Origin of the sequence: Flammeovirga sp. SubArs3, from assembly GCF_947387565.1 — a bacterium.
GTDB classification, from domain to species: Bacteria; Bacteroidota; Bacteroidia; order Cytophagales; family Flammeovirgaceae; genus Flammeovirga; species Flammeovirga agarivorans.
In genome coordinates, this window is record NZ_CANDOA010000002.1 from 324,177 (window position 1) to 341,132 (window position 16,956).

12 protein-coding genes are annotated in these 16,956 nt (G+C 34.3%); 7 read left to right on the plus strand and 5 right to left on the minus strand.

The features are described 5' to 3' along the window. Window positions 1-3: 3 nt before the first annotated feature. Window positions 4-2,331, minus strand: a complete 2,328-nt coding sequence (locus QL232_RS05910) for a TonB-dependent receptor (RefSeq protein WP_281613434.1) — start codon at window positions 2,329-2,331, stop codon at window positions 4-6. A gap of 365 nt (window positions 2,332-2,696) precedes the next feature. Here QL232_RS05910 and QL232_RS05915 point away from each other — a divergent pair, with 365 nt between their 5' ends. The 7 genes from QL232_RS05915 (at window position 2,697) to QL232_RS05945 (ending at window position 10,933) form a co-directional block, all read left to right on the plus strand. Continuing rightward, on the plus strand, window positions 2,697-4,220 hold the full coding sequence (locus QL232_RS05915) for an aspartate aminotransferase family protein (protein WP_281613435.1): 1,524 nt from the start codon (window positions 2,697-2,699) through the stop codon (window positions 4,218-4,220). Then, window positions 4,220-5,575, plus strand: coding sequence for a SidA/IucD/PvdA family monooxygenase (locus tag QL232_RS05920; protein WP_281613436.1), 1,356 nt, complete (start codon window positions 4,220-4,222; stop codon window positions 5,573-5,575). The genes QL232_RS05915 and QL232_RS05920 overlap by 1 nt, the downstream gene beginning before the upstream one ends. A gap of 23 nt (window positions 5,576-5,598) precedes the next feature. Next, window positions 5,599-6,771, plus strand: a complete 1,173-nt coding sequence (locus QL232_RS05925) for an MFS transporter (RefSeq protein WP_281613437.1) — start codon at window positions 5,599-5,601, stop codon at window positions 6,769-6,771. Beyond that, a complete protein-coding gene (locus QL232_RS05930; protein WP_168880532.1) occupies window positions 6,768-7,355 on the plus strand; it encodes a GNAT family N-acetyltransferase in 588 nt (195 codons plus the stop codon). Before QL232_RS05925 ends, QL232_RS05930 begins: the two co-directional genes overlap by 4 nt. A 21-nt stretch (window positions 7,356-7,376) precedes the next feature. Further along, window positions 7,377-9,185, plus strand: coding sequence for an IucA/IucC family siderophore biosynthesis protein (locus QL232_RS05935; protein WP_168880533.1), 1,809 nt, complete (start codon window positions 7,377-7,379; stop codon window positions 9,183-9,185). Window positions 9,186-9,188: 3 nt separating this feature from the next. After that, a complete protein-coding gene (locus QL232_RS05940) occupies window positions 9,189-10,286 on the plus strand; it encodes a heparan-alpha-glucosaminide N-acetyltransferase domain-containing protein (RefSeq protein WP_281613438.1) in 1,098 nt (365 codons plus the stop codon). A 443-nt stretch (window positions 10,287-10,729) separates the two neighbouring features. After that, on the plus strand, window positions 10,730-10,933 hold the full coding sequence (locus QL232_RS05945) for a hypothetical protein (protein ID WP_168880535.1): 204 nt from the start codon (window positions 10,730-10,732) through the stop codon (window positions 10,931-10,933). Window positions 10,934-11,010: 77 nt separating this feature from the next. Here QL232_RS05945 and QL232_RS05950 read toward each other — a convergent pair whose 3' ends face one another. The 4 genes from QL232_RS05950 to QL232_RS05965 form a co-directional block, all read right to left on the minus strand. Beyond that, on the minus strand, window positions 11,011-12,150 hold the full coding sequence (locus QL232_RS05950) for a PepSY-associated TM helix domain-containing protein (RefSeq protein ID WP_281613439.1): 1,140 nt from the start codon (window positions 12,148-12,150) through the stop codon (window positions 11,011-11,013). Window positions 12,151-12,273: 123 nt separating this feature from the next. After that, window positions 12,274-13,509 (minus strand): DUF4374 domain-containing protein, encoded by a 1,236-nt coding sequence (locus QL232_RS05955; RefSeq protein WP_281613440.1) that lies wholly within the window; start codon window positions 13,507-13,509, stop codon window positions 12,274-12,276. Between the two features lie 25 nt (window positions 13,510-13,534). After that, window positions 13,535-15,868 carry a TonB-dependent receptor gene (locus tag QL232_RS05960; RefSeq protein WP_281613441.1) on the minus strand — a complete coding sequence of 778 codons (2,334 nt, stop codon included), beginning with the start codon at window positions 15,866-15,868 and terminating at the stop codon, window positions 13,535-13,537. An 18-nt stretch (window positions 15,869-15,886) separates the two neighbouring features. Further along, complete coding sequence (locus QL232_RS05965; protein ID WP_281613442.1) at window positions 15,887-16,849, minus strand: helix-turn-helix domain-containing protein; 963 nt, start codon at window positions 16,847-16,849, stop codon at window positions 15,887-15,889. Window positions 16,850-16,956 lie beyond the last annotated feature (107 nt).

The following is a 16,956-nucleotide window of genomic DNA, read 5'->3' on the forward strand; positions in this document are numbered from 1 at the left end:
TGTCTAGAAAGTGTAGTTTAAGCCAATTGTATAATTTCTTGGAGCACCAGGGAAGACTCTGTCGTAGCTATAACCACCAACGTAGTATGTTTCATCAGTAAGGTTTTTCAGGTTGGCTGATATTCTGAATTTACCAATGTTGTAGTACACCGCCATGTCCCATAGCATGTAAGCATCTAACACCAATCCTTCAGTGTTGGTTAATCGATCACCTACATATTGACCTCCAAAGCCAAGGCCTAATCCTTTTAATGTCCCTTGTGAGAAGTCATATTTCGCCCAGAATCCAGCTTGGTTTTTCGGTGCATTTTCTTTTTGTCTACCGATTTCTGCAGGATTGTCAGACTCTGTAATTACCGCATCGTTATAAGCGTAATTCACAGTTAAACTTAAGTTTTTAGTTACTTGACCATTTACTTCAAATTCAAACCCTTTCGATTGTTCTTGTCCTCTTTGGATCAATTTATCAATATCGTTAGGGTCTTGTACTAAGATATTATTGACTGTAATCCAATAAACGGAAGTAGTTGCAGATAGTCGCCCATCGAAGAAATCTCCTTTAAGACCAGTTTCCCACATATTTGATTTTTTAGGATCAAAAGGACCTCCATTTTGTTCGGCATTTAAACCGAAGTCTTGTGGTTCAAACCCTTCAGTATATGTACCAAAAGCATTAATTGTTTTCGTGATTTCATAAGTAAGACCAAGTCTCGGTAAAAATGCAGTTTGATCTTTGGCTACCTGTTGTCCATTTTCTACGCGAATATCTTTATAGAATTCTTGTCTAACTCCTAATAATACATTCAGTTTTTTGTATTGTAGTTGCTCTTGTAAGTAGATACCTGTTGTATGGTTTTTAGTGTAAGCAGTAGTGCCTTTCTCTATTGTTCTCTTAGGGTCAAAGTCATAATCATTCGGATTACTATTGCCATATTGAGGGTTATCTAAGTCAAAATTGGGGACACCTTGTGCTTCGCCTCTTGCTTGTTTTTCGTATTTGTCATACACTTTTGCACTATAATCCATTCCAAACATTAAAGTGTGTTTCACTTTGCCAGTATTGAATTTAGATACAAAGTAATTGGTGATATTATCAGAATTCTCGTATTCATCTCTTTCCACATAACGCATTTCCAGAACGCTTGGAGAAATGTACTTTCCGTTTGTTCTGTGTTCGGCTAAATCAGATTGAGACCTGAACATTAAATATGATGAGTTGAAGGATAACCAATCATTAATCTTTTGATTCCACGAGAAAGTAATATAAAGATTATCATTATTTAAATGGTCACCCGGTTGTGATGTAGAAAGATTGATTGGTGTTTCGCTTAGGTCAGTACTACCTTCGTAATTAGGTTTACCTCTATCTAAAACAGTATTGTTTTTCATGTAGACCATATCTACATTAAAACGTGTTTTATCTGAAGGGACAAACGATAAGGAAGGTGCTACATAAAAGGATTCTCCGCCACTATTATCTCTGAAGGTATCTGTTGTCTGATAGCCTGTATTGAAACGGTAGAGAAGCTTTTCATTTTTAGTGAGTGGCCCCGTAATATCTACATTCGCTTTATAAGTATTAAAACTACCTCCCGAAATAGAAGCACTCCCTTGGGTAGTCGTTAATGGCTTTTTTGTTACGAAGTTGATGGTACCACCTGGACTTGCATTGGCAAATAATGCAGAGGCAGGACCTTTAATCACTTCTACTCTTTCATATAAACCAATAATAGGTTGAGTCCAAAAGTTGAAGGCAGTTTTTAACCCATTAACTAATTGACCATCTTGATTTCTATATCCTCTAACGGTATAATCATTATAGATTGTATATTGACTTACACCGGCTACATTTCTAACAACATCCCCTAAATAATAGGCTTGCTGATCTAGTATAAGTTCCTTAGTAACGGTTGATATTGATTGTGGGACATCTTTTATCAATGTACCCGTTCTTGTCGCACTAAATGTATACTCATTATTGTAGGATTGATCTTCAACACCAAGTATTTCTACTTGTTGAAGTTCTCTAGTATTTTCTTTGAGAATAAAGTGATGTTGAAGCTGGGCATTTTCAGTTACATTGATAGTAACCGAAGCTTTTTCATACCCTACAAAATGGGCCACTAATTGATGTTCTCCAACAGGTATATTTTCTAAGGTAAAGGTACCGTCTTCTGCAGTACTTTGACTTATTGTAGTATGCAAAATACCTACACTAACATTAGGTAGGGTATTTCCTTCTGTATCTTTAACTGAACCACTTATATTTTGCTGGGCAAATATAAGTAGGGGGGAAAGTGCTAATAATAGAGTTAACTTAAAATAGGTCATTAGAAATGTAATTGTCTTATTAATGATGCAAATATGTATATTATTTAGACTAATTATAAACAAAGAATACAATACTTTACTAACAATACTTAATCGATGAACCTATTTATTCTCATCAAAACCTAAGAGTATAACACATTCTTTTTCTATTAATATCTATTTGATTTTTTGATACTTATCTCAGAGTATTTGTGCTCTATCTTTTCTTTCGAAGTGTGGGTTACTTTAAAGTAGCAGTAGAGATATTTCCCATTATCATCATTTTTATACCCTTTTTCATAAATGATTTTATGGACTTACTGTTTAATTTTGAAATATTATTTAAAATTAGTCTAAATAAAAACTACACCACCAAACTACCTACTATGTTTCAAACGATAACAGATAAACCAGCTAAGGAAAAACAAATTGATTTATCATTTCTATTTTCTCAGCATGCAGAAAGTAGATTGAAATATATTCAAGACATTGGAAAAGCGACAGACAAAGTGTTAGGGTTCTTGGAAGAACGAACTAAACCTTTTAGTGGAATACAACCAGATGATCTACAACCATCTTTTGATAAGATAGATTTAAACGATGAACCACTACCGTTGGAAGAGGTATTAGATGAGCTGAAACATCTTTACCTCGACCATGCGGTAGCATTTCATTTACCAAAATATATTGCTCACCTAAATTGTCCTACAGTGATCCCCTCATTGGTAGGAGAGCAAATCTTATCTGCTGTAAACTCCTCGTTAGATACTTGGGATCAAAGTGCCGGAGGGACCTTGATTGAGCAAAAACTGATTCAATGGACAGCCAATCAAATTGGTTTCGAAAATGGAGATGGTGTATTTACCAGTGGAGGTACACAATCTAATTTGATGGCAGCTCTATTAATGAGAGATTCCTTCTCTTATGAACAATTAGGTTTCGATATCAATAAAAATGGAGTACCGAAAGAAAAACTGAAAATATTTAGCTCAGAACACAGTCACTTTAGCACAAAGAAAAGTGCTGCAATTTTAGGGTTAGGGCAGGATGCAGTAATCAGTATTCCTACGGATGAAGATTTTAAAATGAGAACTGATCTTTTGGAGTCTGCCATATTACAATGTATCTCACAAGGTGACTTTCCTATCGGAGTAGTGGCTACTGCGGGAACGACAGATTATGGAAGTATAGATCCTATTCATCTTATCGGAGATATCGCAGCAAGATACCAAATGTGGTTGCATGTTGATGCAGCTGTCGGTGGCGGCTTACTTCTTTCTGACGAATATAAGTATTTGTTAGATGGTATAGAAAAAGCAGATTCAGTAACGATAGATTATCATAAAACCTTCTTCCAAACGGTAAGCTGTAGTGCATTCGTAGTGAAGAACCCGAATGTGTTATCTCTGATTAGTCACCATGCAGATTATTTAAATCCTAAAGATCAGAAGGCAAATGGCTACCCGAACCAAGTAGATAAGTCGTTACAAACAACCAAAAGATTTGATGCATTAAAATTATGGTTGACTTTAAGAAATATGGGGAAAAGCCAGTTGGGGGCATATTATGATAAAACAATTTCATTGACAAAGATGGCAGCTGAGATGATAGAAGCTCACTCTTCTTTCGTATTGGTAAACCCTCCAAAATTAAATTGTCTTGTATTCAGGTTTGAGACATCACAACATGAGAATATCGATTGGAATACATTAAATAAAGATATTCGAAAAGCCTTATTTTATAATGGTGAAGCATTGGTTGCCGCCACAAAATATAAGGGAAATAACTACTTGAAATTTACGATTCTGAACCCATCCATGACTTCTGCCGACCTTAAGGAAATTTTAGGATTACTAGAAGGTTTAGGTTTGGAGTTAATCAAAAAATTAGAATATAAACTAGATAACTAATGGTAATCGATAAGAAAATATATGATATTATAGGAGTTGGTATTGGTCCTTTTAATTTAGGTTTAGCCTGCCTTACAGATCCTATTGAAGAGTTAGATGTATTATTTCTAGATAAGTCTGAAAGCTTTAATTGGCATCCTGGAATGTTGATGGAATATACAACGCTTCAAATTCCATTTATGGCAGACCTAGTTACTTTAGCAGATCCAACTAGCAAGTATTCCTTTTTAAATTATATTAAGCAGGAAGGAAGAATGTACTCTTTCTATATCAAAGAGAACTTCTTACTGTTACGTCAGGAGTACAACTACTATTGCCAATGGGTGGTAAGTCAATTATCAACTTTACAGTTTTCTACTGAAGTGACCACAATAGATTACGATGAGAAATTACAATTGTATAAAGTGACTTCACGACATACTAAAACTGATGTAATGGTGGAGTATTGGGCAAGGAAATTAGTCTTTGGTACAGGAGCAACCCCTTATGTTCCTGAAGCGGCACTTCCTATCCAAAATAAAGTAGTTCATACCTCAAAGTTTTTACATAATAAAGAAGAAATACAGCAGCAAAAATCGATTACGGTTTTAGGTAGTGGACAAAGTGCAGCAGAAGTATTTTATGATTTACTCTCAGAAATAGATGTTCATAACTATTCATTGAATTGGGTGACAAGGTCTTCTAGATTCTTCCCGATGGAGTACGGTAAGCTAACTTTAGAAATGACTTCTCCAGAATATGTTGATTACTTCTATCAGTTAGGAAAACAAAAAAGAAGAGAGCTTTTAGAAGAGCATAAACACTTGTACAAAGGGATTAATGAGGATCTTATTAATGAGATTTTTGATTTAATCTATAGTAAGAAACTTAATTACCCGGATGTGAATATCTCTCTAAGAACCAACTCAACATTGGTCAACTCTACTGTCGATAACGGTCAAGCAGTGCTTGCATTACATCAAGAAGAAGAGGAGAAATATTATAAGCATACTACAGATGTTGTATTGGCAGCCACTGGATATAAAGCGGTAACTCCTTCTTTTGTTAATGGGTTGAATAAGCATTTACGCTTTGATCAGCAAGGTAATTTTGCAGCTAGAAGAAACTATTCTATAGACCATAAAGGGACAGATGTTTTTGTGCAGAATGCAGAGTTACTAACTCACGGTTTTGTTACGCCTGACTTAGGAATGGGGGCTTACCGTAATTCATTTATTATTAAAGAGATTACAGGAAAAGAATACTACCCAATTGAGAAGAGAATCGCATTCCAACAATTTGCTGTAGGAGTCGATGAAGAAATCTCACATCCTAATGAAATTTTGAATAACACATTAGAAGAAGTGATGTTATGAAGCTGAAATACTTTTTAATAATAATGACGTTTATTGCTGTTGTCAGCGATACAATGTTGCACCCTTTTTATCCACAGTTTTTTATGGATAAATTCTTGGTCGAAAGACCAGAACATGTAGGGTATTATTTAGCAGCTTGTTGTCTGATTATTATGTTGGCATTTCCATTTTGGGCATGGGTCAATAAGAAGTATCATTTGTTTGATATCTTGATCATTACCCAATTGGTAGCCGCTGCATTATGTATTACCATATTTTGGGTCAGCAACATCTTCTTGTTTTGGACAATAGCATTAACCATGATCTTCTTTAAAGGGAGCTACTTATTAATGTACCCTTTTATCATGAAGATTGATGAACAGGAAAACCACACATCATCCATTAGTATTTTATCGGTTATCGTTCACTTGGGAGCTATTTTAGGAGCTTTTTTCGGTGGTGGAATGTTAGACTATGTAGATGCATCGTATGTCTTTTTCATTATGGCAGCAGGTGATCTGATTCAATTTGGTGTGTGTCTTTATCTAAAAAAGATACATGATACATCGACTGAAACAAGTGCAACGAAAGAAGACGAAAAAGAAGAAGAGTCGGCAAGTACTTGGGCTCCTCATGTATTAAAGATTGGTGGAATTACGATGGTGTTGTATTTCAGTACATTTTTAATTCGACCTTTTTTTGTAGAGTATTGGGAGGCAGTAACGCAAACTAATAGTAATCTAATGGGAGGGATGGTGTATTCTATTCCAGCATTTGTTGGAATAATGGCACTTATCTACAATCACTATGTTGCTAAAAAACAAAGTCCAGTAAAAGTTATTCTACCTTCTTTGGTATTAGGTTTTTGTGGTATTCTATTACAGGGGTCGGGTTTTAGTTTTAGTATTATCGTAGGGCGATTGATGTATGGATGGGCAGTATTTCAACTGTATGTTCAATTTGATGTTATCGCTTTCCAAAAGAGCATACCGGAAAACTATGCTTCTGATTACAGTAAAATTCACTTACTACAAAACATGGGTGTTTTAATGGCATCATTGGTATCAGGGTATAGTGTTGAGTTATTCTCATTGACAATGCCATTCTGGATTTCATCTGTCGGTTTTATTGTTGCAGGAGCCCTATTTGTGTTTTTCTTCAGAACTGAACTATTTAAAAAAGTAAAAACTAAAACGCTTAAATCTTTATCGGTATGATCATTCAAAAAGATCACCATGTAGAATGGTTAGAAAATGCGAAAACGCACATTTTACCAAAAGAAGGGTATGGAACATTTTCACTTAGGCCTTTTGATTTAGCAACTGATATTGACTTTTTACATGAGTGGGTCAATTTACCTTATGCTAAATACTGGCAATTGGAAAACTCTACAAAAGAAAAAGTAAAAGAGGTCTATGAGGAAATAGTCAATGAAACGAGTACGATTGTTTTTATTGGTCAGTTTGATAATGAACCTGCTTTTTTAGTGGAGTATTATAAAGCACAAGAGGATAGAATTGGAGAATACTACCCTGCTCAAGAAGGTGATTTTGGTTTTCACATTTTAGTGGGACCGTCCGATACTCCAAAGAAAGGTTTTACAACTAGTGTATTTAAAATGGTCATGGACTTTCTGTTCCAACAAGATCAAGTCACAAGAATAGTGGTAGAGCCAGATGTGGATAACGATAAAATCCATGTCTTAAATAAAAGAGCGGGTTTCCAATACGATAAGGTAATTACGCTACCAGAAAAGAAAGCACACCTGGCTTTTTGTACTCGAGAAGATTACCAATTATGATTCATCATTTTCCTTTTAATTATGACATCTGTAAATAATAGTTTTATGCTTTCACTAGAAGAAAAGGTGTGGCATAAAGTCAATCAATTATATATTAAAAAAGCCATTAGTGAGTTCTCTCATGAAAGGTTACTTTCTCCTGTGAGAATTGGGTTCGAAAACGATTGGGGAGTATATCAAATACTTTCTGATTCGTCTGAATATACCTATATTTTTAAAGCACAAGAGATGCAATTAGATCATTGGAAGATCGATGTGCCATCTATAGTGAAAAATAAGGGAGACGAACAACAAGAGCTGCTTCTAATGGATTTTGTATTGGAGTTTAAAGAACAACTTCAGATCCCTGAATCCATGTTGGAAACATATCTAGAAGAAATCTCATCAACATTGTATGGAGCTACTTATAAGTATAGTCAAAATACAACAACAGCAGATGAGTTATCAAAGGGGGATTTTCAGTTAATTGAAAAAAATATGATTGAAGGTCATCCTTGTTTCTTAGCTAATAATGGACGTATTGGTTTTGATGTAGAAGACTTTTCAAAATATGCACCTGAGGCTTCGAGTGGTTTCAAAATGTTATGGTTGGCAGGGCACAAAACATTGGCGACTTTCTCATCAATAGAAGGTCTTTCATTTGAAAAAGTGATGCATCAAGAAATTGGGAGCTTACAATTTGAACAGTTTCGTGATGAACTGAAAAGTAAAAATTTAAACCCAGATGATTACTTTTTCTTCCCTATGCATCCATGGCAATGGAATAACAAATTGTCTATCATTTTCTCTTCAGATATTGCTTCTAAACAATTGGTAGTATTGGGAGAAGGTAAAGATAAGTACCAGCCTCAACAGTCTATTCGAACTTTATACAATACAACTTCTACGGATAAGTATTATGTAAAAACAGCACTATCGATCCAGAATATGGGTTTTCTTAGAGGGTTGTCGCCTTATTATATGAAAGGTACTCCAACGATTACAACTTGGATCTCTAACTTTTTAAAAGATGACGAATACTTAAAGTCAAAAGGATTTAAAATGTTAGGCGAGGTGGCAACCTTAGGATATAAAAATCAATATTTCGAAAAGTTCGGTAGTAAAAGTGCATACAATAAAATGTGTGCTGTTTTATGGAGAGAATCTCCTCATCAATTCTTAGAGGAAAACCAGTCATTATCAACAATGGCTGCATTATTACATATTGATACAGAAGGAAACTCATTACTTAAAGCTTGGATTGATCGCTCCGAATTATCGGCTTGTGAGTGGATCATTAAATATTTGGATGCTTATTTAACTCCTTTATTGCATTGTTTCTATCAACATGATTTAGCGTTTATGCCACATGGCGAAAACTTAATTCTGAGGATGGAAAATAGTGTCCCTGTAAGTGTTTTTATGAAAGATATTACAGAAGAGGTAGTGTTATATGAACCAAAAGAGAATATGCCGGAAGAAGTTTCTCGATTAGTAGTGAAGACTACTGATGAGGTAAAGTCACTTACGATTTTCACAGACGTTTTTGATTGTTTCTTCCGCTTTGTAGCACAAATACTAGATGAACATTGTGATGTCTCTGAAGAACATTTTTGGGGATTAGTGGCACAATGTATTTACCAATACCAACAAGAGCATCCTGCACTCGAAGAGAAGTTTAAAGCCTCTGATCTATTTGCAGATGACTTTATTCTCTCTTGTTTAAACCGTTTACAATTACAAAATAATAAACAAATGGTTGACCTTTCAGATCCTGTAAATAGTCTACAGTTCATAGGTAGAATTAAAAATCCTATCGCACAATTTAAAATGTCAACTGTTGAAGTTTAGAAAATGAAAAAAAGATTAGAATCGATTGATTTTGTTAGAGGAATGAGTGTGTTACTACTCATTCCTTTACACTGTATGATGATGTACGCCACACTAGATACATGGCAGAATAGTGAATTAGGGCAATTTATGCAGTGGGTAGAAAAAGGATCTCCTGTGTTTATGGTAGTGATGGGCTTTTCTTTTGTATTTTCTAAAAGACAGAAGCCGTATGATTTACTATTAAGAGGGGTAAAAATATTAGGTATCGGTTACTTCTTGAACTTTCTTAAGTTCAATGTTCCTATGGTTTTGGGGTGGTTTCCAGAGAAACTAATTCTTGCCAACCATTTAAAGGTGGAAGAATTTCAAGAAAATATGCTTCATTTCTTCTTACTGGGTGATATTCTACAATTGGCTGGTTTCACATTATTGTTTATGGCTGTACTTTATAAACCATTAAAAAATAAGTGGAATATTCTGGCTACGGCACTACTGATTGTTCTTGTTGCTAAAGAATTAAGTGGTATTAGAATTGGTCATGGCTTTATCGATTATTTCTTAGATATCATGTGGGGAAATCAATACAATGTTTACTTCCCACTTTTCCCTTGGATGGCTTTTATTTTTATCGGAAGATTTATTGGAGAATTGTACTTGGAAGATAAATACAATACAAAGCGATTCTATAAAAAGGTATTAATATATAGTGGAGTATTGGTTGCAGTTGGCTATGGACTTTGCCTATATGATTATGAGTATCATTTCGGAGATTATTATCATTTAGGAGCTGGAGGAACACTTATGTTGATGGGACTTAATGTTTTCAATTTTTATTTAGGGCATATCGCTTCTCTTGTGATAAAAAGCAAAAAAATAAAAGCAGTAGTGAATTATGCAAGTAAGAATGTTACCGCTTTTTATATTCTTCAATGGGTCTTTATTGACTGGGGAATGGGGATTTTTGGATTTGCCAACTTAACACAAGTCCCAATTATGATGATTATTACTGTATATATTCTTCTCACATTTAGCGTTTTATTGGCAAGGGATTACGTTGCCAAAAAATCTAATACCTGGTTCAAATGGGTAGGTAATAAAGATGTAGCAAATGTGAATTAATTGATCTCTTTTAAATTTCTTAATTCATAATTATATATCTGAAAACGTAGTTATTAAGTCTATGTTTTTGTCCAAATTTGTATCGTGGGAATCGAAAAATATAAATACTAATTAGATGGAATATCCCAGAAACTATCCCTCAATTACAGTCTTAGAACTCGAATTATAGATGTATATAATTCATTTTAACAGATATCAATGGGGGTATAAAAAATTAACAATTATAGTGTCTTTGTTAGTTTGATATACTTCTTATTGAACGACAGTGTTATAAAAAAGCTACAGTAATTTGCTGTGGCTTTTTTTGTGTCTTTTTAATAAATAGTTGGATTATGAATAGATGTAGCAAAGAATTTTGTATTATAATTTTTTTAGTGATTACAAAAACATGAATATCAAGTCATAATAGTAAATTCCCATAAACTGATAAATAAAATAGTTGGATGAAACTTGGTGTAAAAGGATTTAATACAATCCTATTGGTAATTACTATTCTACTTACATGTTATGTCTTGATTGATTATATGATCGATGGCATTGTCTCTTATTCAACCATATTGGTTACTATTATAGTATTCTCAGTATTGGTTTTCCTAAAAGTGCTAAGAGGTGTATTGGTCAAATCGGACAAAAAAATGGTTGGTTAATTTTCAAAATTAAAGCATTACAAAAACTAAGAATGGTATAAAAAAAGGCAAGATGAATAATGTCATCTTGCCTTTTTTTATACGGTTTCAAGTATTTTTTTTGGTTTAGCTTTCTTCTTTTTTCTTCTACCTCTCCATAGTAAAAAGCCTGTGATTGGTAGACTACTACTTATCAGACTAATAAAAAACATAATTGTTTTCCCCACTATTCCGAATATTCCACCAGTATGAATATCATAATTGAGTCGGAGAATTTTTTCAGCTGGACTCGCATTTTTATACCTTCCTCTATATCCTGAATAATTAAGTTCTTTGCCTGAGTACTGATCAAAATACCTCCAATCAAGTTTACCATAGGTTCCATGTTCTGGAGAAGTATAAATAGTAATAATATCTTCTTTCTTGTTTGGAATGTATATCACACCTCCGATCATCTCAGGGCTATCATTAATGACACTTTCCCAAGCTATATCAATCGTTTTTTCGCTACTATCAACTGTTGGTCTAGATTTTAATTCATTTTTATCATCTAGTTTTTCACCTCCAGAGAGTAAAAAATATACTCCGGTTTCAAACCATGAAAATGACCACACTAAACCAGTAATTACAGTAAAAATGAGTATCCATGAAGCATAGAATCCTAGTACGCTATGTAGATCGTAGTTTTGTCGCCTCCATCTGGCATCCCACTTAATCTTAAACTTTTGTTTAATCGCTTTTTTTGATTTGTTTTTTGGCCACCATAAGATAATTCCACTTACGAGTAGACCACTAAAAAGTAATGTGCAAATACCTATGATTTCTTTACCATACGGTAATAGTAATGAGATGTGGATATATAAGATTATAGTGAAAAAGTCTTGTCTCAGGTTTTTTGTTTTTAATACCTCTCCTGTATACTGATCAATAAAAGTAAGGTAATAGTATTCTTTTCCTTCTTCAAAATGTAAGGCCATACTACTGTTTTGTGGTGATTCGTAGTAGACCCTCTGTACCAAAGTATTGGGTAGTGCTTCTTCTGCAATTTCCTTTATTTTTGATGGAGGTAAGCTATTGTCTAAGACGTTTTCTACAAAACGGTAGGGTTGTGTTATTTCTTGTATTTCATGCTCATATGCATAGATTGCTCCGGTTATGGAAACAATAAATACGACCAATCCAGATATTAACCCAACGATAAGATGGAGTTGACCAATTACTTTTTTTGTGGAAGTCATAGTGTAATGATATGTGATGTGTGGGAGGGAGGTATTAAATAGAAGACCTAAGTAGAAAAGAAATAGAGGTAGCATTATCAGAAACGTTACCTCTATTTTTTATTATTTCATCTAATCTTCAGTTTACTCAATTGGTAAATCGAAGATACCTTTTGCGTAATGACCAACGATCATAGCACCTTCAGTAGCCGAAGCTGTCTCAGGGTTGATTTCGTAAATATGTCCACCTTTATCATTAGAGATATTTACATATACTTTACCATCTTTAATTAAGTTGGCAAAGCCCCATCCTCCACCTGTTAATGGAATACCAGTTACAGGAGTTACTTCTTTTGTATTTAAGTCTGCAATCATGTAGCTTAAGTGTGCTTGATCTTCAGGTACATTTGGAGCATATGTAGACCAGTGTACTTCATCATGCATTACTACTCTTACCACCATTTTACCATTTCCAACATAAACAGCACTATTAATTTTGTAACCACCACTCGCTGCTTCAAAGTCAAAGAAGTAGCTCTCGTCAAAGTCAGTAGCCCCTGCATTAATTCTTAAGAAACCTGATGGTGTTGAAGGAGTTGGAAGGTAACCACAAGCTAAAGATGAAGTAGAGTAAGTATAGATATTACCATTTTCGTCTTCTTGCATAGCAGTTTCAGAAGTATAACGACCAATCTCAGATGTTCTATCATCTTTGATTAATTTTACAAATTCCATTGAAGGATAATCATATACGGCAATTTTTGCAGTGTCAGCCATAGGAGTTGCAAACGCTGGAACTACTTCACCAGTACCTGTTAAGAAGTAAGATATAAATAATTTATCACCTCTTTGGTATACACCTGTAGGGAAAGATACTAAGTCCAATTCTTGTCTCTCATCAATACGAGTATTTTTTCTATTACCAATAGAGATATCGTTTTTATCGATGACATAGATTGTTCTTTCTTCAAAACCAGCTCTTGGAGCACCCACTGCTATAAAAGTATCATCGTCTACATTGGTAGTTGCATAGATTCCCTGATCTGTAACTAATTGACCAGAAGAAACAAGACCACCGTTTTCACCCTGTAAGCTATAGGCAGTAATAATGTTGTCTGTAGAATATCCACCAGCAAATACCATATCGCCAGCTTTATAAAATGACATCCAAGTAGGTTGCTCAATACCGTTACCTACAGGAGAAATTTCACCTTCTGTTAATGATTCAGCAGTTAAAAGTACGTCAATGGCACTAACCGCTTCAATACCTACGACATAAGAAGTTTCTACAGCAGGTGTTGTAGAAGAAGATTCGTCACAAGAGGCAAAAGAGAAGAGTGCAGAACCTAGGAGAATAGATTTGATTAATTGATTTTTCATTTGAAAAATTGTTTGTTTTATAGAATTAATTCTGAATAAAATAGCGGGCCTTTATACTAAATGCACGCCCTGGCTTTTGTTGGTTTAGATTGTCGTAAACCTTTGCGTCAAAAATATTGGTACATAACAGAGATACATTATAACGCCCTTCTTTTAGGGTATAAGTAATGTCTATGTTATGGGTCAGTTGATTGGGAATAACAGATTTCGATTCTGAGGCAGCTAAGCTCGGCCATATCAAATAGAAATCATGTACGTATCTTGAAATCGTGGTGAATGTTAACGTCTGACGATTTGGAAGTACCTGTTTGTAACTCATCGTTAGGTTACCGAAAAGGTAGGGTTCATTTGGTAGTCGGTCTTTGTAAACCGCCGATTCAGGATCATTATTTCTAAGATTTAAATAAGTTCCTGCCAGACTTAAATTGAATACGTTATTGAACAAATAGTTTACAGTTAGGTCAATACCTTGTGCCAAAACCTTAGGATCATTGACATAGAAACTCCTGTTCATTCTTGGTTCAAATCGGATATAGTTTTTCGTATTTCTGATAAAACCATTGAGTTCAGTCTGAATACGGTTTCTACTCGGAGGAGTGCTCCATCGTAATCCTAAATTAAGGTTGTCACTTTCTTCTGGTAAAAGTTCCTGATTAGGGATTACATTTAATCCATCACCAAATAATTCATAAGATTCGGGAAAGCGGTAGGCTTTTTCATAAGAGGCTTTAAACTGAATCGTTCTTAGCTTATAGGTAGTGGCCAAGCCGTATCCTAAAGCATCATTATCATAATTGAAATCAGAAGATTCGGTACCTTGGTAGTTAGACTGTACAGCAAAAAGTTTGTAGAAATATTTCTTGCCAAATACGATCGTAGATAGTTTATCTTTAAAAGCAGAGTAGGTATACGAGGCACCAACTACCTGTTTCAATACATCATTAGGGTTGGAGAACTGTGTATTATTTTGTGGTTGATATTTATCCTCTCCCTGTAGTGTTAGCTTGTTTAATGAGTAGTTAACTGCTACACTATGATTGTTGGTAAGAACATATTCCCCATTGACATTGCCTAGAAGGTTTTTTTGATTTAAAGTGAAGTCAGACTTACGTCCCATTTCACCTGTTGTAGGATGGGCATCAGCTTCGTAATCACCAAACCAATCATATCTATTGGGACTGATATCAACACTGTTTTCTTCAGAATCTACATATACAAAATAACTATTGATGTTTAGGCCTTTTGTAAAAAGATCTTTTTTGTGATATGTGAAATTATAGATGAGTTTATCTTCTTGTCGAAATGCCTCTCCTACAGGAAATGCTGGAGTACCAGTAGCAAAAGGGTTTTGCTGAATTTCCTTATAATTTTCAGAATACAAAACGCCAAACATCAATTCATCAGCAAACTTTTTTCCCATAAGTCCTGCTTCAGCCCAAACCATTTTAGAATTGTAAGCATCATGAAAACGTCTAACTTCAGTTGGTTCATCGGCCAATTTTCCAGATTCGAAATCTAAAAGGTGTACATCAATTTTATAATCATTATCACTATGGTTAAGGAATGATTTTACCCTTGCTGTAAACCCTGTTTTATTATCATGAACCTGAGCGTTTAATGACGCTCTATGCGTATTGAAGTTACCATATGAGTAGGATGCATCAACATAATCAATCGGTTTTGTAGAAGTGACAATATTTACGGCACCACCCAATGCATCCGACGATAAGTGTATAGGAACGGCCCCCTTATACACTTCGATACCTTCGATTTGGTTGACAGGGAAGTTGTTTAAAGTAAGCGATGTACCAAAGTAATCCATAGGGATACCATTGATAAAAGTCCTAATTCTATTCCCTGAAAGACCATTTAATGAAAGAGAGAAGTTGGAACCTAATCCGCCATCTTGCCTGATATTTACACCGGAGATTCTTCCTAAAAGTTGACTAGCGTCTACGGTAGAATTTTTAAAGCCTTCTGTTTCAACAACCTCAACAGCATAAGCCGCTTCTCTTAATAACGTAGCTTCAGATTTCCCTAAAATGGTTACTTGTTCCAATTCAGTGGTGGATAGCTCAACTGAGATTTGAAGTGAAGTGTTTTTAGAGATACTAACACTCACCGTTTTTTCTTTGTATCCCAAGCAGTGCACAGTAACCTGATAATTACCTTTAGCAAGTTGGTCAATGACAAAGTTTCCATTTGTATCTGTTCTTGTTGCCTTTTCAGTTGGTTTTACCTGAACTGTGGCAAAAGGAACGGGCTTTTTTGAGCTGTCTAATACTTTTCCTTCCAGCGAAAATTGAGCATAAGAAGCCGTTACAGTAAATAGAATACTGATAAATAATATGAGTTTCATATGATAGATAATTCGTGTTTACAAGCACCTACTTCTGTACTGGTACGGAGTACATCCTATTGCTTTTTTGAAAGCATAAGAGAAATGAGAGGCATGTTGAAAACCAATTTGTTCAGTGATTTGACCAATAGGTAGTCTTGTTGTGCACAGAAGAGATTTGGCATGTTCTATTCTTTTCCTGTTGGCAAATTCAAAGATTGTTTCGTTTGTATATTTCTTGAAATACTTTTTTAAGTAAGACTCATTAATTCCTACTTCTTTGGATAGATCTGGAATAGAATATTGAACATGGATATTTTCCGTAATCAATTGCTTGATAAACTCCACTTTTGATTTAATAATGTGGTCGGGTTGTTCAATTTCTTGTAAGCGAATAATTTCAGAAAGAATGGCAACTACCTTTGAAGAGTAATAGAGAAACTTCCCTAAGTTATTCTGATGATGATCTAATATATCAAGAAGGATTTTATGGATTTTGAGATCCTTTTGAATGATGAAATTTGTATTTTTATTAAAGAGAGAGAATAAGGTCTCAGACAGTATTTTTGGCAACTGAAGGTGTTCAAAATAACCTTCATTAAATTCAATGACTAAAAGGTCTATCGTTTTAGAAAGTTTATTGATTTGTAATTCAAATTGCTGTTGATTAATCAATTCTCCTTCCAAGCTTCTTAATACCCTTTCAGTATTATTTACTTGATATTCAATTTGAAGGTCGCTTAAATTGAATACTAAGATTTTTTTATTTGGATTTAGTACTATAAAGCCATTTTCATCTGATAAGTATTCTTTTATGTTATACCTATTGATAGAAAACGACGATAGTAATATAGATTGATAAAAGCCTTTTACTTTGTCATTGTTCCAAGACTTTTCTTCTTCATAGACACCGTTATTTTTCGTATTAATATAATCTGAGTTGTTATTTAGATAATTAAAGTAAGACGAATTTTCGGGAGCTAGGAGAACATTTAGTTTCATTGTTGTGTTCTAAGAATTTGGAATAGTTTCATTTTTTGTTGTTTGTTAATGCTGAAGCAAATTTATATCTTATTTAGACTAATTTAAAATAACTTAAAACAATGAAA